Origin of the sequence: Nocardiopsis sp. N85 (assembly GCF_028882275.1) — a bacterium.
Classification (GTDB): Bacteria; Actinomycetota; Actinomycetes; order Streptosporangiales; family Streptosporangiaceae; genus Nocardiopsis; species Nocardiopsis lambiniae.
Map to the genome: position 1 here is coordinate 159,027 of NZ_JARBUT010000013.1, position 24,303 is coordinate 183,329.

The following is a 24,303-nucleotide window of genomic DNA, read 5'->3' on the forward strand; positions in this document are numbered from 1 at the left end:
ACGGGTCGAGCCGGAGACGGGGTTCAGGAGGGGGAGGGGGAGGGGGAGGGGGAGGGCTCCCCGGCCGCGGCCCCCCGGTACAGGGACGCCACCACACCCTCGATGTCCGGTTCCTGCACGGTCAGGTCGGCGATCTCGTGCTCGGCGGCGACCCGCCCGATCACCGCCGTCGGGTTGTCCGCCAACTCCAGCCACTGACGGGGCCCCTCCACCCGCACGCACCGGGCGCCCTCCACGTGCAGGGCGGGCGCGGGTGCGGTCAGGTCCACCACCAGGACCCGGGGGACGGGCACGGTCGCGCGCAGACCGGCCAGGTCGCCGTCGTAGGCCATCGAGCCCTTGTCGATCACCACGACCCGGTGGCACAGGCGTTCCACGTCACCCAGGTCGTGGGTGGTGAGCAGGATCGTCGTGCCCTCCTCCGCGTTCGCCCGCAGGAGGAACTCCCGGATCGTCGACTTGCTCACCACGTCCAGACCGATGGTGGGTTCGTCGAGTACCAGCAGGCGGGGACCGTGCAGCAGGGCGGCGGTGAGGTCACCGCGCATCCGCTGCCCCAGGCTGAGCTGGCGCACCGGTGTGCCCAGGAACGGTCCCAGTTCCAGCAGCTCGGTGAGTTCGGCCAGGCGCCGGGCGTGGTCGGCGGCCGGGACCCGGTACATGTGCCGGGTCAGTTCCAGGCTGTCCCGCAACGGCAGGTCCCACCACAGGGTGGTGCGCTGGCCGAACACCACCCCGATCCGGGCGGCCAACCGGGTGCGCTCCCGCGACGGTTCCACGCCCAGCACCCGCAGGTGCCCGGTGGTGGGGGTGAGGATGCCGGTCAGCATCTTCATGGTGCTGCTCTTGCCGGCCCCGTTGGGACCCAGGTAGCCGACGATCTCGCCGGACCGGACGGTGAGGTCGATGTCGCGCACGGCGGACACGGTGCGCCTGCGGCGGCGGAACAGGGGGCCTTCGGACAGGACGAAGTCACGACCCAGCCCGACCGCCTCGATGACGGTCTCGGGGGTGTGCGTCGAGGTCATCGGTCAACTCCCGGTGGATCGGTAGCGGCGCAGTCCCAGCCGCCACAACAGGGCGGCGGCGGTACAGGCGAGGACGGCGACGAAGGGCGACGCGAAACGCAGGGACTCGGGCAGCCCGGTCGGGTCCGGCCGGTCCAGCAGGTACAGGACGGGCTGCCAGCCCACGAAGGCCAGGGGGACGGCGAAGGTCACCGCGGTCACGACGCCCTTGCCGTAGATGGACAGCGGGTACTCGGTGAGGGCCTGCCCGCCGTAGGTCACCGAGTTGGCGGCCTCGCGGGCGTCGATGACGAAGAACTGGAGACAGGAGCCGGCCAGCCAGATCGCGGCGGCGATCGCCACCCCCGACACCAGCAGGACGGGCAGGAACAGGATCTTGCCGAGGGTCCAGTCGATGTCGCAGTGGTGGAGGGCGATGCCGGTGATCACGCCCGCCGGGATCACCCGGCCCAGTCGGCGCAGCGCGAACCGGTCGGTGATGATCTGGATCAGCGGGGAGACCGGGCGCACGAGCATGACGTCGAGGCTTCCGGTGCGGATGTGCTGCCCCAGGCCCTCCACCATGCCCATGAGCATGTCGGCGGTGGCGAACATCAGGCTGGCCAGGCCCGCGATGAGCAGGCCTTCGGCCAGGGAGAAGCCGTCGAGGGCGCCGGCGTGCCGGAACACGACGAACACCGCGAAGACCTCGGCGATCGCGCCCAACGACGTTCCGAGGGTCATCAACAGCAGGGAGGCCGGGTACTGGGCCAGTGCCCGGCTCCAGGTCCAGGCCAGGAGGAGGTAGACGCGGATCGGACGCGACAGGCGCTCGACGGGTCGGCCCCACCGGGGAGCCGGGCGGGGTCCCGGGCGCGCGAAGGTGTCAGCCACCCTGGACCACCACCTTCCGCGTGGCGACGGAGGTGATCCAGGCTCCGAGCAGCAACAGCCCGAGCGCCCAACCGGCCTGAAGGGCCAGCCCGCCCGCGATGCTCCCGCCGGGCAGGCTCTCCTTGCCCAGGAGGATCTCGGCGGGGATCTGGATCGTCGACGCCCAGGGCAGGGCGCGCAGCACCCCGGACACCGCCGGCGGGTAGAGGGCGAGCGGGAGCAGCATCCCGGCGGCCACCGGGCCGAGCATGCCGACGATCGCCCAGATGCCCCGGGTGTCCAGGATCCAGAAACCGGCGAGTTCGTACAGGTAGCGCAGGGCGAACCCGATGACCGCGGCCAGGGCGCAGGAGACCAGGACCAACGCCCAGTGCCCGAGCGTCTTCGGTAGGACCAGGTCGAACAGGACCGTTCCGACGAGAAAGGTGGGCGTGCCGCGAAAGACCAGGCTGAACGTGGCCCGGCCGAGATCCTCGGCCAACCACCAGCCCATCAGGGACACCGGGCGCAGCAGGTCGACGCCGACGGCACCGGTGCGGACGCGCTCGCCCAGGTCGAGCGGGGGACCCATGACCGCGACCGTGGCGATCAGGGCCTGGCAGACGAACACCTGGGTGACGGCGTCGCCCATGTCGTAGCCGTTGATCTCGGGGCGGACCGAGAACAGGGCGATCAGGACGGCGGCGTTGATGCAGCCGAAGACGGAGTTGGTGAGGATGCCGGCGATCGTGGCGGCGCGATAGGTGGAATATCGGCGCAGCCCTCTGATGTACACGGCCGGATAGACGCGCACGGGAAGGGACTCCCTGATGAGAGACGTGCAGGTGGGAACGGTCGTGCCCGTGGGGCACGGTGTGTCCGGCACGTCCCTGACGCGCGAAGGGGCTCAGGTCCGGGTCGCCGCAAAGGGCGAACATAGCACGGTGGGGTACGGGGCGAGGCCGATTCGGATCAGAGGACCATGGGGTTCCGTGTTCCTTCGGCGTCGCGATGGGAGCGGCGGAGGTCGTCCTCCGCGCGATGGTCCGCGATGACGGCGGAGATCAGGAAGGTCAGGCCCAGCGCCGAGGCGACGGCGGTGGCGGGCATGGCCCATGCCGACACGGGGCCGAAACCGCTGAGCAGGGTGATGGACTCGGGGCGGGCCAGGAGCACCACTCCGAGGACGGCGATGAATCCGGTCAGGACGCCCACGGCGACGAACACGCCGATGGTCGTGGCGGACGAGGGCGGACGCATCAGCACCGTCTTCTCGTCGCCGTTCTCGGATCCCTCTTCTTTCGCGGTGGTCGTCACGCCCGTCGAGGTGAGCCCGGCAGGGACTCTCATGTGGACCTCCCGGTATCGGTCACGCGGTCTTTGCCGTCGGTCCGTAGGACACGCTCGGGCTTGATCAACTCACGCCCTGATCTATGTGATGTAGTTCACTTTCCCGTTCCTGGGAAAGAAATCTCCCGCGGACGGTGATTTTACGTTCACTCCTAGCAGGACGAACGTTGCGGAGGGGTTGCGCGCACGGCGCCGAACGCCGCCACCGGACACCCCGCCCGGTCCGGAGAGCCCCTCACCGCACGCGCGTCCGGACCCCGTCCGCCACGGTGACGACGATGATCGCGGGCACCTCCGGCACGCCGAGGGACACGCGCAACGCCTCGATCACCGTCTCCTCGCAGGCGCGCAGGAACGACCGGACGTCGACGTCCCCGGTCACGGTCGCCTCCACGTACAGGCGTGGCGCGTGCCCCGCGCCGTTGAGGCGCGCTCGGGCCCTGAGCACCCCGGGCGATCGCGCGACGGTGTCCGCCACCGCGTCCGCCAGCGCGCGGCCCGAGAGCACCGTGGAACCCGACGCCGTGTCCCGCCCCCGCACGATCCGGTGCAGCCGGTCGGCGTCCCGTTGCGCCGACAGCCACCAGGCGCCGAGCACCGTGCTGACGAGCGCCGCGACGATGACGACGTGAGGGATCCACTCGTGGGGGACTTCGGGAAGGGGCGGCCCCGCCGGGAGGGCGACCGGGACCGGGACGACGGCCCCGGTCGCGACCGCCCCCAGGGCGCCCGACCCGATCAGGGCCGCTCCCAGGAGGAACGACAGCGAACGGTTCAGGCGGGACCTGCGGCGTGCCCCGCGAAACCGCCGCGCGCCGGGCCGGGCCCTTCCGTCTTCCACACGCTCCCGCGTCCGTGCCGGTCGCGCCGCTGTCGTCGTCATGTCGATCCCACCTCTCGTACGCGCGTGCTCACCCGAGGAGGGGTGAGCACGCCCAGTCCCTCACATCGCCCGCGCACCGACGCCTCCACCCGCTCGCGCAGCGGTCCTCCGTCCCCGCGAAGATGGGTGGAGACCCGTATCCGGACGCGTCGGCGCCCGACCCGGACCCGTGCGTCGCTCACGCCGTCCACGCCCAGCACCTCCTCCGTCAACAGGCGAGCGGCGCCCCTACGGGTCAGACCGAGCACGATCGACGGGTCGTCGGTCCGCAGCGCGACGGGCCCCCGCGATCCGGGTACGACCGCCCACGTGATCAAGGCGGCCCCGGCGACCACCGCGGCGACGGCCGCGCTCGCCGGGGCCGCCGAACCGAGGGCCGAGGAACCCGTCACGACGTCAGAGAAGCCCCGGACCAACGGATGATCCGGATCGACGACACCGAGAACGGCGATCACGAGGGTGGCGCCGCCGCCGAGGACCAGAGCCGAGGCGCAGATCGAGGCGGTGCCGATCCGCTGCGGTCTCAGCATTCTCAGGGCGGTGCGTCGCGCGGCGTCGTCGGCGTTCATCGTGGATCCCATGGAAGACCTTCCGTGTCTCAACGCAGGCGTGGGGCGAGGACGAACCGCACGATCCGGATGTCGGTCGTGTGGACCGACAGACCGGTCGTCCGCTCCACCGTGGCGACGATGTGGCGGCGCAATCCGTCCGCCGTCTCCTCAAGCGGGCATGGGTAGGCCATCGCGACCTCCACGCGCAGGGAGACCCGGGAGCCGCCCCTGCGCACCTCCACGCGGACCGGGGCCCCGCCGATCCCGCCGGGCAGCGGCGTCTCCAACGGGCGCACCGCCTCGTGTTCGAGGGACGCGTGGCGGACCAGGCGCTCGATCACCCGGTCGGCGACCACGGTCCTGCCGGGGCCGCCGGGTTCCACGCTCCCGTCCCGGAACCCGGCGATGGGCGGACTCATCGGAGACCACCCCGCCCCTTCGCGGTGAACAGCGCCGCGAGGTCCACCTCGCCCGCGTACGCCCTACCGCCGAGGAACCCGGCGATTCCGAACGACAGGACCAGCAGGAGGGCCCAGAAACCCCCGAACGCAGCGGTCAGTCCCAGTACGACGCCGAAGGCGAGTCCGACGATCGGCCACATGACTCCTCATTCCCGGTCGGTCGCTCCGAAGTGCACGACGCCCCCGTCACCGCACACGGGGCTCGCCCCCGGAGGTCTCCTCGCCCTCGCCGGGCAGGCGGATGTCGTCGACGGTCACGTTCACCTCGGTGACCTCCAGCCCGGTCATGCGCTCCACGGCCGAGACCACGTTGCGTCGGACCTCGGTGGCCAGGTCGGGGATGACGGCCCCGTACTCGACGATCAGGTTGATGTCGACGGCCGCCTGGCGCTCTCCCACCTCGACCGAGACCCCCCGGGCGGCGGTGGACGTCGAGGTCGAGCCGGGAATGCGCTCGCGCACGGCGTCGAAGGCACGGGCGGTGTTGCCGCCCATGTGGTGGACGCCCCGGATCTGGCGCGCGGCCATGCCCGCGATCTTGGCGACCACGTGGTCGGCGATCACGGTACGGCCCTGGGCGGACTCGGCGCGGGCCGAGTCCACCCGGCGCAGCTCGGTGCCGGCGGTGTCGTTCTCCTGCGGGTTCTTCGCGGCCATGGGCCTCTCCTCTTCCTCGTCCTGATGCGTCGGTGACGGTGTCTCAGCGCCGGACGGTCCCGGATCCCGCCTTCGGAGGGGACGTGTCCCGACCAGAGGGGAAGCGCGTCGCCTCGCCCGTGACCGTGACCGTGCGCCGAGGGCCGGCGGTCGGGCCGTCGTGGAGGGTGGCGACGTCACCCGATCGGTCTGCGGGTCCCCTCTTCGCGGTCTCGGAGGTCGTGCGCGACCCTGCCGCCTCGCGCGCAAGGAACATCCCGGTCCCTCCCACGTCCCGCCCCTCCCGTCGTGGCGTCGGTCGTTCCGGCGCCGTCATGAGGGAGGACACGGCTGGAGCCGGTGGGCTCACGGCGCTCTTTCCGTGATCCACGTCACGTTTGTTCGGGTCATGGATGGATACTCAAGGTAACTGAACGCATACTCGGAGTGGGTGGCCCTTGTCAGGTGAGCGTCACGAGGTGACCGCGCCGTCGTTCGTCCCGGACACCGCCCTCCCCGAACCGGTCCTGGTGGAACGGGCTCAGGACGGTGACGACAGCGCGTTCGAGATCCTCCTGCGCCGGCACCAGGACACCGTCTACCGGATCACCCTGCGCATTCTGAGGGAACCCGGAGACGCGCGGGACGCGGCACAGGAAGCGCTCATCACGGCGTGGCGCAAGCTCCCCACCCTGAGGGAACCCGCCGGGTTCGGCGCCTGGCTGCGTCGTATCGCCGGTCGGAGGGCGCTCAACGTGCTGCGCGCCCGCGCCGACACCGATCCCATCGACGAGGAGAGCGCACCGGACCTTCCGGGCCGTGAGCCCGACGCCGAGGTCCTGGCCGGCGACCTCCGCGAGGCCCTGTCCCGGGCCCTGTCCGGTCTGCCCCCCTCACAGCGCACCTGTTGGGTTCTCCGTGAGATGGAAGGATGGGGATATGAAGAGATAGCCGAAGTCGTCGACGCGACCCCGACCGCCGTGCGCGGGCGCATCCACCGCGCTCGCGCCCATCTCGTGAAGGCGCTTGCACCATGGCGTTAGAACCGCCCGACGACAACGACGACCTCCTGCCCTGCGGGAACGGCGAGGACGCGCTGGCGCGGCACCTGATGGCCGGTCGGACCACGGACCATGAGGCCGGCTGCGCCCACTGCCGTTCGGCGGCCCGGGACCTGGAGCCGTTGATCTCCGTCCTGCGCGAACCGCCGGATGAGGAGACCACCGCCCCCGTCGGCCTCGTCGACGACGTGATGCGCATCGTCCGAAGCGAGCGCAGGAACACCCGCACGCTCACGCTGGGCGGCGCCGGGCCGGGGACCACCGAGATCCGCGAGTCGGCCGTCGCCACCCTGGTGCGCCTCTCCGCCCGCGACGTCCCCGACGTCCTCGTCGGCCGCTGTCGGGTGAGGCGGACCCCGGACGGGCTCGTGGTGTCGCTGACCGTGCTGGTGGTCGTCGGAACGCCCATCGTGGAGGCGGCCGAGCGCCTGCGCCGCACCGTGCGCGCCCTCCTGGAGGAGCGCCTGCGCCTGGCCGTCCCGAGGATCGACATCGACGTCACCGGACTCGTCGAGCCCGGCTGAGCGGGCCCTCGGCCCGGGCTCGGGCCCATGTTCGGTGACCGGACTCACACCTCGCCGTTACCGTTCCGTCACGCGCCGGAGCACGGGCGCAACGTCGACTCGGCATCGTCGGACCCATGGACTTTTCCGAAGGCCACCACGGGACCGACGACCGACGCACCGGCTTCCTCGGCAGGGAGGCCCTCGACATGGGGGTCCTGCTGCTCGCCGCCGGGGCGGCGCACATGGTGGTGCTCTCCCTCGGGCACAGCGACGGCGGGGTCCGCGCCCTGATCGCGGTGGGCGTCCTGCTCATCGTGGTCTCGATCCTGCACCGCTGGCACCGGCACCGTCGTTCCGCCACCCCGCCCCGGCCCCCGATCGCGTCGCACCGGCCGATCGTCCCGGCCGACCCGACCGGCGACCGACTGTGGAGCGTGCGGGTCACCGTCGCCGACGTGCCCGGCGGACTCGCGGCGCTCACCGCCGGATTCGCCGTGCTGGGCATAGACATCCGACTCATGCACGTCCACCCCGCCGGCACCGATGCGGTCGACGAGTTCTTCGTCAGCGCGCCCGTCCACGTCGGGGCGCACGCCCTGCACGCGGTGGTCCGGGAGGCGGGTGGTCGCGACGCCATCGTGCGCACCGCCGACCCGCACGAACTCAGCGACACCACGAGTCGCACGCTGGCGCTGGTCGGAGCGCTCGTCGGTGGGAACACGACTCTGGAGAACTCGCTCATCTCACTGGCGACGGCCGAGCGGGTGGACGCCGTCGACGGGCCGCCCCCGGGCCTGGGCCGCGAGGACCTGGCCGGGGCCGTCATGACCCTGTCCGCCCCTGACGGCCGGGTGTTGGTCGTCCGCCGTTCCGGGGTGCCGTTCACCTCGGTGGAGTTCGCCCGCTGCCGAGCGCTCGTCCAGGTCGCCGCCACCCTGCGCGACCGCAGCGAACGGTCGTGACCCGACTCCCCGGGGGCGGACCCCGGGGAGCCGGGCCGACCCACGGGATCGGATCCCGGTCCGTGTGCTTTCGTCCACAGGCTGTGGAAAATCCCCCATGATTCGCCGCAGGAGGGTAAAAGAGACGTATGGCTACCCCCCGAACACCCTCCGTCCCGTCCCTCCGACATCCGCGATCGACCCTCGCGATCCTGCTCACCGTCCTGCTGGGCGTGCTCCTGCTCGCCCCGCCCGCCCACGCCGACGCCCGCGAACTCCGCAACGGCGCCTCCGGGCCGGCCGTCACCGAACTGCAAGAGCGTCTTCTCGGCCTCGGGTACTGGCTCGACGGGGCGGACGGCCGGTTCGGACACCACACCGCGCAGGCGGTGGTCGCCCTCCAGAAGGCGGCCGGCATCGACCGTGACGGTGTGGTCGGCCCGGACACCCGGGCCGCGCTGGCCGACGGGATCCGACCATCGGCCTCCAGTACCTCCGGCGACGTGCTGGAGATCGACCTGGAGCGCCAGCTGCTCCTGGTCGTCTCCGACGGCGAGGTGGAGTACGCGCTCAACACCTCCACCGGGTCCGGAAGGCCCTACCAGGGCGCCGACGGCTCGGAGCGGATCGCGGTCACCCCCACCGGCGCCTACACGGTGTTCCGGCAGGTCGCCGGCTGGGATCCGGGTCCCTACGGGGCCCTGTACGCCCCCATGTACTTCAACGGCGGCATCGCCGTCCACGGCTACCCGAGCGTGCCGGCGCAACCGGCCTCGCACGGATGCGCCCGAGTGAGCCTGTCCGCGATGGACTGGCTCCGCGAGGAGGGGCACATCGCGGTGGGCACCACGATCGTCGTTCGCTGATCGCGCCGGGAACCGCGGGTCTCCGGTGTCCGGGGTGATGCCCCCGGGCGCCGGTCGCCCCCGGCGGGCGGTGGCGTTCGGGCCGTACCGGACCGCGCCCCGGGGGCGGCCGGGCACGATCGACCCGGTTCCCCACGTCCGGCCGTGCCCTCCGGAACGCCCCGGCCTCGAACCACGGGGGGCGGGAGCCGCTCTCGGAGCAGGTGCGGTGACCGGGTGCGGTGACGCGTGGCCGTCGGTCGGGTGACCGGACGCGACCCCGGGGAAGGAGAGAGCACGGCCGGGCGGAGAGGCCGACCGGCGCGAAGGGGACCCGTATGCCTTTCCTGATCGCCACCGAGCCCGGTCACGTCGACCGGCCCAACGAGGACTTCGCGGCGGTGACCGCGCGCTGCGCGGTGGTGCTGGACGGGGTGAGCGGGCCGCTCGACGGCGACGGCGGCTGCTCCCACGGGGTGGCCTGGTACGTCCGAAGGCTCGGCGCCCTGCTGCTGGCGGGCATCGACACCGGCGGACCACTGCGCTCCGCGCTGGCCGAGGCGATCACGGCGGTCACCGCCCTGCACACCGACACCTGCGACATCGCGCACCGGGACACCCCCTCGGCGACGGTGGTGGCCGCCCGCATGACCGGTGAGGGCCTGGAGTACCTGGTGCTGTCGGATTCGGTACTGCTGGTCGCCGACCCCCGCCCCGTGGACCGCACCGGCAAGGCCCTTCGCGCCGATGGGCGCCACGGCGACCCACATCCGGCGGGTCACCCGAGGGGAGACGGCCGCCCCGCGGGCCGGTCGACCGCGGCGACCGGCCCGAACACCGGCGCTCCCGTGGCGGTGGACGGGGTCGGCCTGGTCGCCGACACCCGGCTGGACGCCCTCCGCGCCGACCTGCTCCGCCGTGGCGAGCCCGCCGGGGCGATCCGCGCGCTGCGCGGTGTGCCGGGCGGATTCTGGACGGCCGGCTCCGATCCCCGGGCTGCCGACGAGGCCCTCACCGGAACGGCCGCGGCCGGCCCCTTCGCCCTGATGACCGACGGGGCCACCCGGGCGGTCGAGGTGTTCGGGGACCTGGATTGGGGACAGGCCTTCTCCTTGGTTTCGGACAAGGGGCCGAGGGCGTTGATCGAGCGGGTGCGCACCCTGGAGGCGGCCGACCCCGAAGGGGGTTCCCACCCCCGGGGCAAGGTCCGGGACGACGCCACCGTCGTGTTCTGGGAGCCGGAAGCCCTCGTGCGCTAACGAGGTGACGAAGCACGCGCGTCGGCGAGAGCGTGTCCCCGTGCCGAGGCGGAGGGCGGGAACCGGGAAGTCGGGACCTTTGAACCCCATTTTCGGGTGGCCGAAAAAGGGGTATTCGGATTTCTCTCTGCGCGGTGATCATGATCCACACGCACCGTCACCAGGTGGGACGCATGTCATGGGCATTGATCATTGGCGACGTTTTTCCAGTGGATTCAGATCACATTCAATGGATTTCTCCTGAAAAATTCAGAGAACCCTGGGGCGCCCTTCGCGCGTCACACCACCGTGTGGCGGAGAACGCCGGGATGCCCACGCCACAGGCGCTTTCGCCTGTCGTGTTCATCCGGTAGATTTCCCGGTAACCGAACAGTCGGGGTTACTCCACAACGTCCCCACTCGGCTCGGTGTTCTCTTCGCACCCCACTGCTCATACGCGCCCTTCGGCACCCCATACCCGGAAGAACGATTGACCACCTTCCTTGAAGCGAGAACCGGAAAAGGAGACGGCGTGACCCCCACGGGCGTCCTTGAACCGACCGGCCCGAACCGCGCCCTCAACGGCACCGGATGGCTGGATCGGCTGCTGTCCACCCCGGTGGTCACCCCCGTCGAGCGCTCCCGCCCGCTGCGCGACATCGACGGCTACGAACACCGCCCCAACCCCCTGCACGCCCGCACCGCCGCCGGATTCCTGCTCACCATGCGCCGCTACGTGGTGTGGGCCGGCGACTGGTCCTACCGGGAGCTGGAGTACCTGTGCGGCGGAGCGGTCAAGCACACCACCTTCCGGCAGGTCCTCGAAGGGGACCGACTGCCCAGGTACGTGTTCCTGATGGCGTTCGTCACCGCCTGCGCCGGGGAGGACGAGGCCGAACGGCGGCGCTGGGTCGCCGCCTGGCAGCGGTTGCGCCTGTCCGCCGATTGACCTCGGGCCCCTCCTCGCTACCGTGGACGGGTGTCCTCACCCCAGGCGGATCATCCGGCCGGGATACTCCGGCCCTATCAGCGCGCCGCGTTGACGGCGGTCCAGGACCGCTGGTCGAACGGCCACCGGCGCACCTGGATCGTGCTCCCACCGGGTGCGGGCAAGACCCTCGTCGGCCTGGAGGCCGCCCGCCGGCTCGGCCGCCGGACCGTCGTCCTCGTGCCCAACACCGCCATCCAGGGGCAGTGGATCCGCCAATGGTCCGCCCTGTGTCCGGACGACGACCGCACCGCCGGCGCCGACCGCGACCTCGCGCACCACGTCAACGTCCTCACGTACCAGTCCCTGGCGGTGTTCGACCCCGAGGCCGAGAACGATGAGGAAGGGCGCGGGACCGCCCCCGTCCGCGATCGACTGCACCCCAACGGGCGGGCCCTCGTCGCCGCCCTGCACGACGCCGGCCCCCTCACCGTCCTGCTCGACGAGTGCCACCACCTGCTCCAGGTGTGGGGTCGGCTCCTCTCCGAGATCCTCGACGAGCTGCCCGACGCCCGCGTCATCGGTCTGACCGGGACCCCGGCCACGAACCTCACCACCGCCGAGCGGACGCTGGTGGACCGACTCTTCGGCGAACCCGTCACGGGCGCCTCCATCCCCGCCCTGGTGCGGGACGGCTACCTCGCCCCCTTCGCCGAACTCGCCTACCTCACCGAACCCACGCACACCGAACTCGTCTACCTCAAGGAACAGGGCGAACGGTTCGCCCGGATGTGCGACGAACTGCTCACCCCGGGCTTCGCCACCACCGACCTGCTGCCCTGGATCGACGCCCGGTTCGTCCACCGGGACATGGCCGAGGGCGGTCGCCTGCCCTGGTCGCGGATCGCCGCCGCCGAACCCGATCTGGCCGCCGCCGTCCTGCGCCTGCACCACATCGGACTGTGCGCCCTCCCCGAGGGCGCCCGACCCCTTGAGGAACACCGCCGGCCGCCCACCGCCGCCGACTGGATCGCCGTCATCGACGACTACGCCCGGCGCTGCCTGGACCCCGGTTCCGCCCACGACCGCGCGGCCCGCGACCGCCTGCGCGCCGCCCTGCCCGCCGTCGGCCACCACCTCACCCGCAACGGTGTCCGGCGCGGCGCGTCCCCGGTGGACCGGGTGCTGGCCCGCAGCGATTCCAAGGCCCACGCCACCGTCGAGATCCTCGCCGCCGAGCACACCGCCCTGGGGGACCGCCTGCGCGCCCTCGTCCTGTGCGACCACGAACGCGCGTCCTCCCGCCCGCCCGCCGCACTGCTCGGCATCCTCGACGCCGACGCCGGGTCGGCCCGCCTCCAGCTCTCCACCCTGGTCGGCGACCCCCGTACCGGGCACCTGGACCCGATCCTGCTCACCGGTCGCACCGTGGCGATGGCGCCCGACACGGCCATGGTGTTCCTGGAATCGATCCGCGCCGAACTCCCGGACGCCGGACTCGTCGCCGTCGACCGACCCGACGGCCTGTGCGACATCGAGGGCTCCTGGTCGTCCCGCACCCGGGTCGCCGTGGTCACCCGGTTCTTCGAATCCGGTGGCGGCCGGATCCTGGTGGGCACCCGCGCCCTGCTCGGCGAGGGTTGGGACGCGCGGGGCGTGAACACCGTCGTCGACCTCACCACCGCCACCACCCCCACCGCCGTCGTGCAGAGCCGGGGGAGGGCCCTGCGCCTGGACCCGACCTGGCCGGACAAGACCGCGCACACGTGGACGGTCGTCTGCGTCAGCCGGGATCATCCGCGCGGGGACGCCGACTGGGAGCGGTTCGTCCGCAAACACCAGGGCTACCTGGGGGTGGACGCCGACGGCGAGGTGATGAGCGGTATCGCGCACGTCGACCCGTCGCTCTCGCCCTACACCCCGCCGGACGACCTCGACGCGGTCAACCTGCGCATGCTCGCCCGGGTCGGTCGCCGCGACCTCACCCGCGCGCGCTGGCGCATCGGCGAACCCTACGAGGACGCCCTCCTGCCCACTCTGCGGGTCCGCCGCCCCCGCCCGGTCACCGTCCGCGGCGTGGACGTCGCCCTACCCGACCCTCCCCGGGTCCTGCCCGCCGAGCGGGGCGTGTCCCTGTCGGGTGCGTCCCCCTCGGACCCGCCGCCGAAGTCGTTCCCGGACATCGTCATCCTCCTGGGGATCATCACCACCCTCTCCCTCGTGCTCGGACTGCTCGCCCCCTGGAGCCTGATCGCGGCGGTGATCGCCGTGGCCCTCGTCCCCATCGCGTTCCGGGCCCACGCCGCGGCGCGCCTGCGCCACGCACGGGAACTGCTCGCCGACGCGGCCACGCCCGACGACGCGATCCGCTACGCCTGCGTCGTCGCCGACGCCCTTCAGGGGACGGGTCGGTCCACGACCGGCGCGGCCGGGGTGCGCGTCCACATCGACACCGACGGCGTCTACCGCTTCACGCTCCCCGACGCCGCGGAGGAGTTCGCCATCGCCCTGGAGGAACTCGTCGGACCCGTCGTCGGCACGCCGACCCACCTGGTCCCCCGGCCGCTGCCGCCCACCCCCACCGAGGAGAACGCCCGCGCCCTCCTCGACGACGACCTCCCCGCCAACCCGGTCGTGTACCACGTGGTCCCGGCCCTGTTGAGCCGGAATCGGCTCCACCGGGACGCCTTCGAGCCCGCCTGGGCCCGCTGGATCGCACCGACCACCGTGATCCGTACCGACACCGACCCGGGGGCCACCATCCTGGCCGCCCACTACGGTTCCTCGCCGATCGAGGACGCCGTCACCGCCCACCGCCTCACCTGGTCCTGATCCCCGCCGCTTCACCCGGCCGACACCGGCCGTTCGGGCGAGCCTGGTTGGCTTCCGCCCGGGCGCGCTCGCGCCCGTTCCCCCGGAAGGAAGCACCATGCGCAAGACCACGGCGGTCGCGACGGCGTTGACCGTCGCCCTCACGGGAGCGGCGGCCCACGCCGACGAGCGCTCGGACGGCACCGCGCTGTCCCCGCTCGGCACCTACGCCACCGGCGCCTTCGACCGGTCCGCGGCCGAGATCGTCGCCCACGACCCGCGCCACCAGCGCCTGTACGTGGTCAACGCCCTCGCCGCCACCGTGGAGGTCCTCGACGTCTCCGACCCCACGGCCCCCACGAAGCTCTTCGACCTGGCCGCCCCGGGGATCCCGGCAGCCGACGGCTCGGTCGTCGAGGAGGGCGTGGTCGCCAACTCCGTCGCGATCCACGGCGACACGGTCGCCGTCGCCGTGGAGGCCGCCGAGGGCACCGACCCCGGCTGGGTGGTCTTCTACGACACCCGGGGCAACGCCCTCAACGCCGTCCGGGTCGGCGCCCTTCCGGACATGGCCACCTTCACCCCGGACGGCCGCCTCCTCCTCGTCGCCAACGAGGGCGAACCGAACGACGACTTCACGGTCGACCCCGAGGGCTCCATCAGCGTCATCAAGGTGAACCGCCGCCCGGCCTCCGTCACCCAGAGGGACGTGCGCACCGCCGACTTCCGTGCCTGGGACGAGGGCCGTGAACTCCCCGAGGGCGTCCGCGTGTTCGGTCCGGACCTGTCCACCGGCGAGCCGGGCACCCCGGGCCGGGTCGCGCGCAACCTCGAACCCGAGTACATCGTCGCGGACACCGCCCACAGCGCCTACGCGGTCCTTCAGGAGGCCAACGCGTTCGCGGTCATCGACCTGCGCACCGCCGAGGTCACCGAGATCGTGCCCTTCGGCCTCAAGGACCACATGGAGCCGGGCAACGGACTCGACGCCTCCGACCGCGATGGCGCGATCCGTATCGAGAACCTCCCGGTGTACGGGATGTACCAGCCCGACGGCTTCGACTCCTACCGGCACGAGGGCCGCACCCTCCTGGTCACCGCCAACGAGGGCGACGTCCGGGAATGGGGCGATTACGCGGAGGGGGTCCGCGTCAAGAACCTCGAACTCTGCGAGGACTCCCCGCGCTTGCGGCCCTACCTCGACGCGAACGGCCTCACCCTCGCCGACCTCCGGCGCGACGAGAACCTCGGCCGCCTGACGGTCTCCGCGGCCGAAGGGCTCACCGAGGACGGTTGCCACGACGAACTCCACGCCTTCGGCGGCCGCTCCTTCTCGATCTTCACCACCGACGGCGAGGTGGTCTTCGACTCGGGTTCCGACTTCGAGCGCATCACGGCCGAGGCGAACCCGGACTTCTTCAACTCCAACCACACCGAGAACACCTTCGAGACCCGCAGCGACGACAAGGGTCCCGAGCCCGAGGGCGTCACCCTCGGTGTGATCGACGGCCGCACCTACGCCTTCATCGGCCTGGAGCGCGTCGGCGGCGTGATGGTCTACGACATCACCGACCCCGAGGGCGCCGCCTTCGTCGACTACGTCAACAACCGGGATTTCTCGGCGACCCCGGGCACCCCGGAGGCCGGTGACCTGGGCGCCGAGGGGCTGACCTTCATCGCCGCCGAGGACTCCCCGCTCCCGGGAGTTCCCCTCCTCGCCGTCGCCAACGAGGTCTCCGGCACCACCACCCTCTTCCGCGTCGACCTCCCCTGATCTCCGGGCCCGGGCCATCGGCGGTGCCGAACACGACCGATGGCCCGGGTCGGCGGAGGGTCCGCCGGACCGGAGGACGGTCCGGGCCGATCAGTGGGGGAACCCTCGGAATCGGTTGAACTTCATGTACTCCAGCATCTTGAAGAACGCGTAGAATTTGATCAGCCGGGCCCTGGCGTGCAGATCGATCTCGCCCGTCGCGGTCGAGAGCAGGACACCGTCGAAGGCGTCGATCTCGGCCGTCCCCGAGCTCTCGACGAAGTCGGCGATCCGGGCGAACGCCGTGTTGTCGTCCAGATCGAGAAGTCGACGAACGGCCATGACGGAGGCCGTGCCCTGTGCGACTTCGCCGACGCCTTGGAGAAAACGGATCCAATCCACGGTCGAAACCTTTCGATGAGAAGGTTCTACGGCGTTGGTTCTCTCCGCCTCGGAATTCCTTTCACGGCTCATCTCCCGTTGCGTGCGGGTGTCGGGTCCGGGGGCGTGTCACCGGGGCGGGGGTGGGGGTTCTCCCTGGAGCGGGCGCAGGGGAGCGGTCCTCGGTCGTGGGATGACCCGCCATCTCGTCCCTGCGGACAACGGGGCGTCCGTGAAATGAACATACCCATTGCGGCGAATCGAAGACGCGAACAGGGAGAAGAAAGCCATTTCCGTTCGGCGGGCGTGATGCCCGCGCCGGCAACGGTGGTGCGGGAGTTCCCCTCGTGCCGAAATCAGGTTCGATATCCGTTTCCGTGGGAGGCCCGCCAAGGGCGCCCGGGGCGGAGGGAGAGGCGCCCGGGATCGATCAGGAATCGAGAAGCGCGCGTCGGGACGTCGCCCTAGTCTGGTCGGCATGGACCTGACGATTCACACCAGTTTCCTTCCGCACGACGACCCGGACGCGTCCCTGGTCTTCTACCGCGACGTCCTCGGCTTCGAGGTCCGCAACGACGTCGGCCAGGGGCGAATGCGCTGGATCACGGTCGGCCCCGTCGACCGGCCCGACACGTCGATCCTCTTGGCGCCCCCGGCGGTCGACCCCGGCATCAGCGAGGACGAGCGCCGCACCATCGCGGAGATGATGGCCAAGGGCACCTACGGCTGGATCCTGCTGGCGACCCGGGACCTCGACGTCACCTTCGACAAGGTGCGGGCCCAGGGGGCCGAGATCGTCCAGGACCCGACCGAGCAGCCGTACGGCATCCGCGACTGCGCCTTCCGCGATCCCGCGGGCAACCTCATCCGCGTTCAGGAGACGCGCTGAGCCGCGCACCGGCGGAAAGGGGCCTTCTCATGTGCCGTCCCTCGTGGGGCCGCGCCCGCGCCGAAGCGCAACGTCTGAACGACCTCGCCCTGATGCGCCGCGTCCGTGACCGGATCGACCGGGAGTACGCGCGGCCGTTGAACGTCGAGACGCTCGCCCGCGGGGTGCACGTGTCCGCCGGGCATCTCAGCCGACGGTTCCGGCAGGCGTACGGCGAGTCCCCGTACTCGTACCTGATGACGCGCCGCATCGAGCGCGCGGCGGCACTGCTGCGACGCGGCGACCTCAGCGTCACCGAGGTCTGCTTCACGGTCGGCTGCTCGTCCCTGGGCACCTTCGGCACCAGGTTCACCGAACTGTTCGGCATGTCCCCCGGCGCCTACCGCAACGCCACGGCGGGCGACGCGAAAGGCCTGCCGCAGTGCGTGGCGAAGCAGGTCACCCGGCCGGTCCGGCACCGGGGGGCGCCGGCGACGGAACCGCGGCCGGTCTGACGAACGCGGTGCCCGACCCGTACCTCGGGCACCGTCCTCGTCCCACCGGCCGAGTGCGCCCTCCGCCGCCGTCCCGCCCCCGGCCGCGCGCTCAGTCCCCTGCCCGGGTGAACGCCTCCTCGCCGTCCTTCCAGACCTGCCGCACCATCGCCGGCAACGACGCGAGCCGCGCGGTGCCGGTGAGCTCACCGTCGAGCACGACGGCGTCGGCGGCGTGCCCCGGTGCGAGCCTGCCGACCCGCGCGTTCCGGATGAGCTCGCCCGCCAGGGAGGTGCTCGCGCGCAGTACCTCCTCCAGTCCCATGCCGACGTCGGCCATCAGCGCGAGCTCCTTGAGGTTCTCGCCGTGCGGACCCACCCCCGAGTCGGTGCCCATGGCGACCTTCACACCGGCGGCGACCGCGTTCGCGACCGACTCCCGGTGCGTGTCGATCACCCGGTGGGCCTTGTCGATGACGGCCTGCGAGAGCCCTGATCCCGGCCGCTCCGCCCGTTCGATGACCGCGAGCGGCGCGGAGAGCGTCGGCACGAGGTAGGCGCCCCGGTCGAGCAGGAGTCCGATCGCCTCCTCGTCGAGGTAGATGCCGTGCTCGATCGAGCGCACACCGGCCCGCAGAGCGCTCTTGATGCCCTCGCTGCCCTGCGCGTGCGCCATGACGTACGCGCCCTGAGCCGCGGCCTCCTCGACGATCACACGGATCTCGTCCTCGGTGAACTGGGAGTGCCGCGGGTCGTCGGCGGGGGAGAGCACACCACCCGTGGAGCAGATCTTGATCTGATCGGCCCCCGCGCGCAGGATCGAGCGCACGGTCTTGCGCACCTCCTCGACGCCGTCGGCGACACCGGAGGGACGTCCGGTGTGCGGCGCCAGCATCGGGTTCTCTGCCCCCGAGGGCAATCGCATGTCGCCGTGCCCACCGGTCTGACTCATGATGGTGACCGCGATCCGCAGGCGGGGCCCGGGGATGACGCCCGAGTCCACGGCCACCTTGGCGCCGAGGTCGGTGCCGCCCGCGTCGCGCACGGTGGTCACACCTGCTCTGAGCGTGCGCCCGAGGTGCGCGGCGGAGTCGTAGAACTGGAGGGAGAACGGCTCGGCGAAGGAGTTGAGCGAGCCCGCGTGCCGCGCCGTCATGTGCACGTGGAGGTCGATGACGCCGGGGATGACGGTCTTCCCGGTCGCGTCGACCGTGCGCGCGCCCGGATGTCTCTCGGTGAGCCCCGGACCCACATCGAGCACGGTGTCCCCGGCGAACACCACGTCCGCACGCGGGAGGAAGGACTCGCCGTCGAAGACACGGGCTCCGGAGATGATGACGGTGGCTGCTGACATGGCTCTTCCCGCTCCGTACTCCCGCCGCGCTCCGAGGGTCCGTCGTGTCCGCGTGCGACGGGGGTCACGCGGCCGACGGTGCCCCACGTTCTCGCACCGGCTCATCGGGGGCACGGCGGGGGTGGCGAAAACGGACGCGTGACCGGTCAGGAATCGAGAAGCGCCGGCGGTGGGTCCCTCAATAACGTCGTGGTCATGACGAACATCGCTTCCATCACCCTCGACGCGACCGACATCGAGACCGCCGACCGCTTCTACACCGCCGCCTTCGACCTGGGCGGGCTGCTCCGACTGCGGGCCGCGGACGCGCCCACGGCCGGGTTCCGTGGTTTCACCCTGTCGCTCATCACGTCCCAGCCCGCCGACGTCGACGCCCTCGTCAAGGCCGCCCTCGACGCCGGCGGCGTCGCCCTGAAGCCCGCCGCCAAGTCGCTCTGGGGTTACGGCGCCGTCGTCCAGGCCCCGGACGGGGCCATCTGGCAGGTGGCCACCTCAAGGAAGAAGAACACCGGCCCGGCCACCCGGAAGGTCGACGAGATCGTGCTCCTGCTGGGGGTCGAGGACGTGACCGCGAGCAAGCGCTTCTACGTGGAGCGAGGGTTGAGCGTGGGCAAGAGCTTCGGCCGCTCCTACGTCGAGTTCGACACCGGCTCCGGCTCCGTCAAGTTGGCGCTCTACCGTCGCCGCGCCCTCGCCAGGACCATCGGCGTCTCACCGGAGGGCACCGGCTCGCACCGCATCATGATCGGAGGCGGGATCGGGTCCTGCACGGATCCGGACGGTTTCGCCTGGGACGCCCCGGCACCGGCCCGCACGCCTTGACGTCGGTCCCGGCGATCGCCCGACGAGGGAGACCGTCGGCCCCGGGCCGTGTGCGGGTCCGGCGGTTCGCGCACCGTCCCGAGCCGTGGCCCGGGGGCCCTCCCGGGCCACGGCTCGGGACCTCGTATCCCGGAAGGACGTTCGATCGGCGGGTGACCGACGCGATCGCACGTGCTACATTTACTTGCATGTACACGGAACCTTATGAATTCGAAGGGGGGACCGAGGTCCGCGGTCTGAGCGCGGCGTGGTCCCAGGTGTCGGCGCTGGTCGGCGCGATGGACGCGACGCTGGGCAAATGGCTGATGGACACCTATGGCATCGGCCTCGCCGACTACCGGGCGGTGCTTCACCTGAGCAAGGCCGCGGATCGCGAGCTGCGCCTCAACGACCTCGCTCGCAAGGTCGGACTGAACCAGAGTTCCGTGACCCGACTGGTGGGTCGGCTGGAGGGCAAGAAGTTGGTCTTCCGCGACACCTGCCCGGACGACGGTCGGGGTGTCTACGCGGTGATCACCGATCAGGGCATGGACACCGTCGCCGTGATCCGGGAGCCCTACGAGGCGAAGATCCGCGAACTGCTGCGGAAAACGACCGAGGAGTACCCGGACCTCGACCATGGCGGTCTGGACCGTGCGTTCGAGGTGATCGGTTCACTCGTCCGCTGAGCACCCACGGGCGCGCATCGGGTCGGGAGCGGCCTTCGCGCACTCAAATAGTTGCATGTACATGCATTTGAAGATGGATCGTCGCGGTCGATCGAGACGTGGTCGCGAGTCGGGGGTTCGACCACCGTTCCGGCCGTTCGGACTCCGGGGCCTCCGACGACGAGCTCGACGGTCTCGTGGCCCGACTCCCCGACGAGCGGGGCACGGAGCCCTTCGCACGGTACCCGCGAGTCCGCACACATCACGGGCGCGCACACGCGCTCATCGAAAGGAACACCATGAGTTGGCTCTACCTGGGCATCGCCGTCGTCTTCGAGGTCATCGTCGGCATCTCCGCGAGCAGGGCACAAGGCTTCACGAAGCCGTGGTGGACGATCGGCACCCTCGTCAGCGGTGCGATCGCCACGTTCTTCCTCGGCCTCGCGCTGCTGACCTTCGACGTGGGCGTCGGTTACGCCATCTGGACCAGCGTCGCCGGAGTCGGGATCGTCGTCGTGGGCGCGCTCTTCCTCGACCAGAAGCTGGGCTGGAGGAAGGGTCTCGGCATCGCGATCGTCATCGGAGGGGTCATCGGACTCCAGCTCAGCGGAGCCGCGTGACCCACCCCCCTCAACCCGAAAGGAACACTGTGATGACCACTGCCACCGCACCCACCACCGAGAACACGGATACCGGAAAGAAGGCGGGCCCCTGGCTGGTCCTGCTGCTGGCCGGGGTGTTCGAGGTCGGCTACGCGCTCAGCGTGGCCGGCAGCTCCGGGTTCACCGTCCTCGGATGGTCCCTCTCCGCCGTCGTCTTCTTCCTGCTGACCCTGTTCTGCCTCAGCGTGGCCCTGAAGGCGATCGACGTCGGCATCGGCTACGCCGTGTGGGCCGGTATCGGAGCGGTCGGTGCCGCGCTCTTCGGGCCGGTCTTCTTCGATGAGGTCCTGACCCCGGTCCGCGCCTTCTGGCTGGCCGTCATCATCGGCGGTGTCGTCTGGCTCAAGCTCGCCGACAGCCCCATGCTGCGCCGCGACCCCGAGGAAGCGCGGGTCGCCCGACCGACGCGGTGACGATCGGGACCGCATCACCCGCCCGCGGTGTGCTCGTATCGGAGCCGCCGCGGGCGCGGTCCGTCGCGGGGCCCCTCGGCGCCTCCGTCCGAACTCCACGGCATCGGCCCGAGGCCCCGATCGGGTGCGGCCCCCTCTTCGAGCAAGAACGCCACCCCCGACGGCGGCCCGGCTCCGGTGCCCGCCCACATCGACACCGTGCCGCCCGACGTGCCGCAGGGCCGGACCGACCCGGGACGGGTCTTCGACCGGACCGTGGACCCGGACCACGTCGCCGACGGCCACCGGGCCACGCAGGCCCGCCGGTCGCTCGGGACGCACACGGTTCGCCTCCGGTGCGCCGGGACCGCGCCCTCCGCGTGTCACGGCCGAACGGCGGCCGCGATGACGTCCTCCACCTGACCGACGATGGCAGCCCGGTTCTCCTCGAACTCCGGATCGGTGACCTCGTCACCCGGCCCGAAGGACAGCACCGGGGTGTGCACGTGGCCCGCGAGGACGTCCCGCCCGGTGGCGTCCCGCAGCAGGGTGTTGCGATAGGCGATCTCGTTGGACAGGTAGTCGCCCCCGCCGCCGGCGCGTGCTCGGGAGCCCGGGGTCGGTCCGTCCCATCGCACGACCTCCTCGGTCTCGCCCTCGGGGATCTCGACCACCATGGTGTTGTCGAACACGGGGAACGGCGCCCCGTCCGTCGCCTCGACGATCGCGGCCCGGTCCAGCGAGGAATCGGACCATTGCGGTTGCGGGGTGACGGTGGGGACGCCCTCGGGAACGGGGATCGGGCCCTGTTCGCCCGCACGCTCGTTGTCCTCGAAGCCCCCTCGCCAGGCTCCGTTGTGCGCCTCCAGGTCGAATCCCTCGCCCCCGCCCTGACTGATGGTGATGACCGCGTCGGCCGGACGGTCGCCCGTGTAATGCGGAAGCAGGGCCTCCTCCACCATGCCGTCGGAGAAATCGCGCCAGCGCACGGGGAAGAGCAGAGCCTCGACGACCGCGACGCCGTCACCGGTCTCGATCACCACCCCGTCCAGGGCGAGGGCCGCCGCCCCGGAGGGGTTGGCCTGGCGGATGTCGCCGTCGAGGCCGAAGGGGTCGAACCCGGTGACGACGACGCGGAGCATCGCGTCCTCGCGGGAGCCGGCGGAGAAGTCCGCGTCGTGGTGCCCCCGTGAGCGGCGTTCCAGGTCGGCCACGAGCGTGGCACGGTCGTCCTGGGCGAGCGTGAACCCCGGTTCCCAGCGGTGGAGCGCGGCGGTCATGCCGAGCCTCGCCCAGTAGAGCGGTCGGTCGTCCCCGGCGCTCAGGTCCCCCTCGGTCCCGCCGGCCCCGCCGACCCGGTCGACCGCCGTCCTCCAGAGCGCGTCCCCATGGCGTTCGACGACCGCCGCCGCGTGCTCGGCGTCGTGGGCGGTGCGCAGTTCCCGGGTGAAACGTTCCACGGCAGGGGCGAAACCCGACCTGTCCAGAATCTCCTGGGGGACCTCCCCGGCGGCCCGAGCCTCCTCCACCGTCACCGCCTGCTCGGCCTGTGTCGAGCCCACCAGGGTGAAGGCGAGGACCGGGAGCAGTGCCGCCGCCGTGGCACGGGGGATCGCGCGCGGGACGCGCATGCCCCGTTCGTTCCGTTCGCCTGATCCGTTCAACGACGTGCCCCTCTTTCCGTCTCGACGCACAGGTCTCCGTGCGGCGCCTTGGTCTCGCCGTACGACCGGCGTTCCGGGGCCGCCCCGTCGCGCCCCGCCCCCGGTGTACGGAGGCCTCCATGAGTTTCCAAGGTCGACCGTCGTGCCCATCGGAGGTATCGCGGCGGGTCACGTGATCGGTTCGACCCGCGCGCTCACACGTCCCGGTCGCCGCTCCACCCGAAGCCGGTGTGATCGTCCATGTCGCCGCCGTTCCCGACGCGACGCTTTCTCCGGGCCGTCAGCGGTGCCACCGTCGCCGGTACGGCCCTTCTGCCGAGTCCGGTCGTACCGGCCTTCCCGGACCCGCAGGACGCGCAGGTGTCCGTCGGGCACGCCGTGCCCGACACGGCCGTCGACGTCCACGTCGACGCCGCCCTGGAGGATTCCCGACCGGGTACCGTCTCCGCCACGCTCACCCTTCCCGCGGGTTCCTACGACCTGAAGGTCACGGAGGCCGGAGCGGGAGCCGATGCCGAGTCGCTCATCGATGCCGGGGGCGTTGACGTCCCCGCAGGTGCCAACGCGAGCGTGGAGGCCCCGTCCCGAAACCCGTGACGCCCGTCCCGGCGGCGGGCACCGCCGTCCCCGCCCCGAAGAACCCCACGAAGAAGCACGGGATGAGGTAGACCCACTCGATCGGCGGCACCAGCCCGATCAGCGCCATCGAGACCGCGAACAGCACGAACCCCGGCACGAGGATGTAACGCGCGGCGAAGCGGTCCACGAGCTGCGCGACGACGACCAGGCCGATCGCCATCCCGACCGCCGCGACCGAGCGCCCCGGTGACGGTCGTGCGGCTGAAGCCGGTCTCCTCGGCGATCGGCAGCACGAACAGGCCGATGGTGGCCAGGTACATCTGGGGACCGACGGCGCCGGCGGTGCCACCGCCGACGACCACCCACCAGGGGCTCCTGGGTTTCGACGCGCGGGGGGCGGGGGTACTCATGCGGCTTCTCCTGTGGTGATCGTGCGAACGGCGGTCAGGCGGTGGGGAAGGAGACCTGGGTCAGTTCCTCGGAGACCCGCCAGACGCGCGCGGCCTCCTCCGTGCTGCGCAGCGGCGGGTACGGCGGCTGCTTCGCCGGCGGGCCGCCCAGGTTCCCGGGACCGCTGGGGCCGTAGAGCGCGCCAC

Annotated in this window: 28 protein-coding genes; 15 read left to right on the forward strand and 13 right to left on the reverse strand. The window is 71.6% G+C overall.

Annotated features, from left to right (window positions below; all coding sequences use genetic code 11):
• Positions 1 to 23: 23 nt before the first annotated feature.
• The 9 genes from PWG71_RS19070 to PWG71_RS19110 form a co-directional block, all read right to left on the reverse strand.
• Complete coding sequence (locus PWG71_RS19070) at positions 24 to 1,028, reverse strand: ABC transporter ATP-binding protein (RefSeq protein ID WP_274811206.1); 1,005 nt, start codon at positions 1,026 to 1,028, stop codon at positions 24 to 26.
• Positions 1,029 to 1,031: 3 nt separating this feature from the next.
• Entirely contained in the window at positions 1,032 to 1,901 is an 870-nt protein-coding gene (locus PWG71_RS19075) for an ABC transporter permease (protein ID WP_446725053.1), read from the reverse strand.
• Positions 1,894 to 2,694, reverse strand: coding sequence for an ABC transporter permease (locus tag PWG71_RS19080; RefSeq protein WP_274811207.1), 801 nt, complete (start codon positions 2,692 to 2,694; stop codon positions 1,894 to 1,896). Before PWG71_RS19080 ends, PWG71_RS19075 begins: the two co-directional genes overlap by 8 nt.
• A gap of 158 nt (positions 2,695 to 2,852) precedes the next feature.
• Positions 2,853 to 3,230 carry a hypothetical protein gene (locus PWG71_RS19085; protein WP_274811209.1) on the reverse strand — a complete coding sequence of 126 codons (378 nt, stop codon included), beginning with the start codon at positions 3,228 to 3,230 and terminating at the stop codon, positions 2,853 to 2,855.
• Between the two features lie 235 nt (positions 3,231 to 3,465).
• Complete coding sequence (locus tag PWG71_RS19090; RefSeq protein WP_274811210.1) at positions 3,466 to 4,071, reverse strand: hypothetical protein; 606 nt, start codon at positions 4,069 to 4,071, stop codon at positions 3,466 to 3,468.
• Positions 4,072 to 4,109: 38 nt separating this feature from the next.
• Positions 4,110 to 4,694, reverse strand: a complete 585-nt coding sequence (locus PWG71_RS19095; protein WP_274811212.1) for a DUF6286 domain-containing protein — start codon at positions 4,692 to 4,694, stop codon at positions 4,110 to 4,112.
• A 17-nt stretch (positions 4,695 to 4,711) separates the two neighbouring features.
• Positions 4,712 to 5,083, reverse strand: coding sequence for an Asp23/Gls24 family envelope stress response protein (locus tag PWG71_RS19100; protein ID WP_274811213.1), 372 nt, complete (start codon positions 5,081 to 5,083; stop codon positions 4,712 to 4,714).
• Positions 5,080 to 5,265, reverse strand: a complete 186-nt coding sequence (locus tag PWG71_RS19105) for a hypothetical protein (protein ID WP_274811215.1) — start codon at positions 5,263 to 5,265, stop codon at positions 5,080 to 5,082. Before PWG71_RS19105 ends, PWG71_RS19100 begins: the two co-directional genes overlap by 4 nt.
• Positions 5,266 to 5,311: 46 nt before the next feature.
• Positions 5,312 to 5,782 (reverse strand): Asp23/Gls24 family envelope stress response protein, encoded by a 471-nt coding sequence (locus tag PWG71_RS19110; RefSeq protein WP_274811216.1) that lies wholly within the window; start codon positions 5,780 to 5,782, stop codon positions 5,312 to 5,314.
• A gap of 458 nt (positions 5,783 to 6,240) precedes the next feature.
• Between PWG71_RS19110 and PWG71_RS19115 the strand changes: the two genes are divergently transcribed.
• From PWG71_RS19115 to PWG71_RS19150, 8 genes are all read left to right on the forward strand, one after another.
• Positions 6,241 to 6,804: an RNA polymerase sigma factor gene (locus PWG71_RS19115; RefSeq protein ID WP_274811217.1), complete on the forward strand. Its 564-nt coding sequence runs from the start codon at positions 6,241 to 6,243 to the stop codon at positions 6,802 to 6,804.
• The gene (locus tag PWG71_RS19120; protein WP_274811218.1) at positions 6,795 to 7,346 is read left to right on the forward strand and encodes a hypothetical protein; all 552 of its coding nucleotides are present in this window, start codon (positions 6,795 to 6,797) and stop codon (positions 7,344 to 7,346) included. Before PWG71_RS19115 ends, PWG71_RS19120 begins: the two co-directional genes overlap by 10 nt.
• A gap of 116 nt (positions 7,347 to 7,462) precedes the next feature.
• A complete protein-coding gene (locus PWG71_RS19125) occupies positions 7,463 to 8,290 on the forward strand; it encodes an amino acid-binding protein (protein ID WP_274811219.1) in 828 nt (275 codons plus the stop codon).
• 128 nt (positions 8,291 to 8,418) lie between these two features.
• Positions 8,419 to 9,135, forward strand: a complete 717-nt coding sequence (locus tag PWG71_RS19130; protein ID WP_274811220.1) for a L,D-transpeptidase family protein — start codon at positions 8,419 to 8,421, stop codon at positions 9,133 to 9,135.
• A gap of 317 nt (positions 9,136 to 9,452) precedes the next feature.
• Positions 9,453 to 10,373 (forward strand): hypothetical protein, encoded by a 921-nt coding sequence (locus PWG71_RS19135; protein ID WP_274811221.1) that lies wholly within the window; start codon positions 9,453 to 9,455, stop codon positions 10,371 to 10,373.
• Positions 10,374 to 10,884: 511 nt separating this feature from the next.
• Positions 10,885 to 11,301 carry a hypothetical protein gene (locus PWG71_RS19140; protein WP_274811222.1) on the forward strand — a complete coding sequence of 139 codons (417 nt, stop codon included), beginning with the start codon at positions 10,885 to 10,887 and terminating at the stop codon, positions 11,299 to 11,301.
• A gap of 30 nt (positions 11,302 to 11,331) precedes the next feature.
• Entirely contained in the window at positions 11,332 to 14,112 is a 2,781-nt protein-coding gene (locus PWG71_RS19145; protein WP_274811223.1) for a DEAD/DEAH box helicase family protein, read from the forward strand.
• Between the two features lie 97 nt (positions 14,113 to 14,209).
• Entirely contained in the window at positions 14,210 to 15,865 is a 1,656-nt protein-coding gene (locus PWG71_RS19150) for a choice-of-anchor I family protein (protein ID WP_274811224.1), read from the forward strand.
• A 90-nt stretch (positions 15,866 to 15,955) separates the two neighbouring features.
• On the opposite strand, the gene PWG71_RS19155 is transcribed toward PWG71_RS19150, so the two are convergent.
• Positions 15,956 to 16,246, reverse strand: coding sequence for a hypothetical protein (locus PWG71_RS19155; RefSeq protein WP_274811226.1), 291 nt, complete (start codon positions 16,244 to 16,246; stop codon positions 15,956 to 15,958).
• A gap of 457 nt (positions 16,247 to 16,703) precedes the next feature.
• Between PWG71_RS19155 and PWG71_RS19160 the strand changes: the two genes are divergently transcribed.
• Entirely contained in the window at positions 16,704 to 17,114 is a 411-nt protein-coding gene (locus PWG71_RS19160) for a VOC family protein (RefSeq protein WP_274811227.1), read from the forward strand.
• 29 nt (positions 17,115 to 17,143) lie between these two features.
• Positions 17,144 to 17,608, forward strand: coding sequence for a helix-turn-helix transcriptional regulator (locus PWG71_RS19165; RefSeq protein WP_274811229.1), 465 nt, complete (start codon positions 17,144 to 17,146; stop codon positions 17,606 to 17,608).
• A gap of 91 nt (positions 17,609 to 17,699) precedes the next feature.
• On the opposite strand, the gene PWG71_RS19170 is transcribed toward PWG71_RS19165, so the two are convergent.
• The gene (locus tag PWG71_RS19170; protein ID WP_274811230.1) at positions 17,700 to 18,941 is read right to left on the reverse strand and encodes a metal-dependent hydrolase family protein; all 1,242 of its coding nucleotides are present in this window, start codon (positions 18,939 to 18,941) and stop codon (positions 17,700 to 17,702) included.
• Between the two features lie 195 nt (positions 18,942 to 19,136).
• Here PWG71_RS19170 and PWG71_RS19175 point away from each other — a divergent pair, with 195 nt between their 5' ends.
• The 4 genes from PWG71_RS19175 (at position 19,137) to PWG71_RS19190 (ending at position 21,485) form a co-directional block, all read left to right on the forward strand.
• Positions 19,137 to 19,763 carry a glyoxalase gene (locus PWG71_RS19175; protein WP_274811231.1) on the forward strand — a complete coding sequence of 209 codons (627 nt, stop codon included), beginning with the start codon at positions 19,137 to 19,139 and terminating at the stop codon, positions 19,761 to 19,763.
• A 188-nt stretch (positions 19,764 to 19,951) separates the two neighbouring features.
• Positions 19,952 to 20,431, forward strand: coding sequence for a MarR family winged helix-turn-helix transcriptional regulator (locus PWG71_RS19180; RefSeq protein ID WP_274811233.1), 480 nt, complete (start codon positions 19,952 to 19,954; stop codon positions 20,429 to 20,431).
• 278 nt (positions 20,432 to 20,709) lie between these two features.
• On the forward strand, positions 20,710 to 21,030 hold the full coding sequence (locus tag PWG71_RS19185; RefSeq protein WP_274811234.1) for a DMT family transporter: 321 nt from the start codon (positions 20,710 to 20,712) through the stop codon (positions 21,028 to 21,030).
• A 32-nt stretch (positions 21,031 to 21,062) separates the two neighbouring features.
• Complete coding sequence (locus PWG71_RS19190) at positions 21,063 to 21,485, forward strand: DMT family transporter (RefSeq protein WP_274811235.1); 423 nt, start codon at positions 21,063 to 21,065, stop codon at positions 21,483 to 21,485.
• A 362-nt stretch (positions 21,486 to 21,847) separates the two neighbouring features.
• Here the strand turns inward: PWG71_RS19190 and PWG71_RS19195 are convergent, their stop codons facing one another.
• The gene (locus PWG71_RS19195) at positions 21,848 to 23,095 is read right to left on the reverse strand and encodes a pyroglutamyl peptidase (protein ID WP_274811236.1); all 1,248 of its coding nucleotides are present in this window, start codon (positions 23,093 to 23,095) and stop codon (positions 21,848 to 21,850) included.
• A gap of 273 nt (positions 23,096 to 23,368) precedes the next feature.
• On the opposite strand from PWG71_RS19195, the gene PWG71_RS28835 reads away from it, so the two are divergent.
• Positions 23,369 to 23,725 carry a DUF4397 domain-containing protein gene (locus PWG71_RS28835; protein ID WP_446725054.1) on the forward strand — a complete coding sequence of 119 codons (357 nt, stop codon included), beginning with the start codon at positions 23,369 to 23,371 and terminating at the stop codon, positions 23,723 to 23,725.
• Here the strand turns inward: PWG71_RS28835 and PWG71_RS19200 are convergent.
• Positions 23,652 to 23,927: a hypothetical protein gene (locus PWG71_RS19200; RefSeq protein WP_274811237.1), complete on the reverse strand. Its 276-nt coding sequence runs from the start codon at positions 23,925 to 23,927 to the stop codon at positions 23,652 to 23,654. The two genes, PWG71_RS28835 and PWG71_RS19200, sit on opposite strands and share 74 nt — an antisense overlap.
• Positions 23,928 to 24,303 lie beyond the last annotated feature (376 nt).

Coding starts and splice junctions, on each gene's coding strand:
- PWG71_RS19190 (WP_274811235.1), top strand. CDS start 21,063: ATGACCACTGCCACCGCACCCACCACCGAGAACACGGATACCGGAAAG.
- PWG71_RS19125 (WP_274811219.1), top strand. CDS start 7,463: ATGGACTTTTCCGAAGGCCACCACGGGACCGACGACCGACGCACCGGC.
- PWG71_RS19120 (WP_274811218.1), top strand. CDS start 6,795: ATGGCGTTAGAACCGCCCGACGACAACGACGACCTCCTGCCCTGCGGG.
- PWG71_RS19175 (WP_274811231.1), top strand. CDS start 19,137: ATGACGAACATCGCTTCCATCACCCTCGACGCGACCGACATCGAGACC.
- PWG71_RS19200 (WP_274811237.1), bottom strand. CDS start 23,927: ATGGCGATCGGCCTGGTCGTCGTCGCGCAGCTCGTGGACCGCTTCGCC.
- PWG71_RS19105 (WP_274811215.1), bottom strand. CDS start 5,265: ATGTGGCCGATCGTCGGACTCGCCTTCGGCGTCGTACTGGGACTGACC.
- PWG71_RS19085 (WP_274811209.1), bottom strand. CDS start 3,230: ATGAGAGTCCCTGCCGGGCTCACCTCGACGGGCGTGACGACCACCGCG.
- PWG71_RS19095 (WP_274811212.1), bottom strand. CDS start 4,694: ATGGGATCCACGATGAACGCCGACGACGCCGCGCGACGCACCGCCCTG.
- PWG71_RS19135 (WP_274811221.1), top strand. CDS start 9,453: ATGCCTTTCCTGATCGCCACCGAGCCCGGTCACGTCGACCGGCCCAAC.
- PWG71_RS19165 (WP_274811229.1), top strand. CDS start 17,144: ATGTGCCGTCCCTCGTGGGGCCGCGCCCGCGCCGAAGCGCAACGTCTG.
- PWG71_RS19070 (WP_274811206.1), bottom strand. CDS start 1,028: ATGACCTCGACGCACACCCCCGAGACCGTCATCGAGGCGGTCGGGCTG.
- PWG71_RS19180 (WP_274811233.1), top strand. CDS start 19,952: ATGTACACGGAACCTTATGAATTCGAAGGGGGGACCGAGGTCCGCGGT.
- PWG71_RS19100 (WP_274811213.1), bottom strand. CDS start 5,083: ATGAGTCCGCCCATCGCCGGGTTCCGGGACGGGAGCGTGGAACCCGGC.
- PWG71_RS19110 (WP_274811216.1), bottom strand. CDS start 5,782: ATGGCCGCGAAGAACCCGCAGGAGAACGACACCGCCGGCACCGAGCTG.
- PWG71_RS19195 (WP_274811236.1), bottom strand. CDS start 23,095: ATGCGCGTCCCGCGCGCGATCCCCCGTGCCACGGCGGCGGCACTGCTC.
- PWG71_RS19170 (WP_274811230.1), bottom strand. CDS start 18,941: ATGTCAGCAGCCACCGTCATCATCTCCGGAGCCCGTGTCTTCGACGGC.
- PWG71_RS19185 (WP_274811234.1), top strand. CDS start 20,710: ATGAGTTGGCTCTACCTGGGCATCGCCGTCGTCTTCGAGGTCATCGTC.
- PWG71_RS28835 (WP_446725054.1), top strand. CDS start 23,369: ATGTCGCCGCCGTTCCCGACGCGACGCTTTCTCCGGGCCGTCAGCGGT.
- PWG71_RS19160 (WP_274811227.1), top strand. CDS start 16,704: ATGGACCTGACGATTCACACCAGTTTCCTTCCGCACGACGACCCGGAC.
- PWG71_RS19130 (WP_274811220.1), top strand. CDS start 8,419: ATGGCTACCCCCCGAACACCCTCCGTCCCGTCCCTCCGACATCCGCGA.
- PWG71_RS19150 (WP_274811224.1), top strand. CDS start 14,210: ATGCGCAAGACCACGGCGGTCGCGACGGCGTTGACCGTCGCCCTCACG.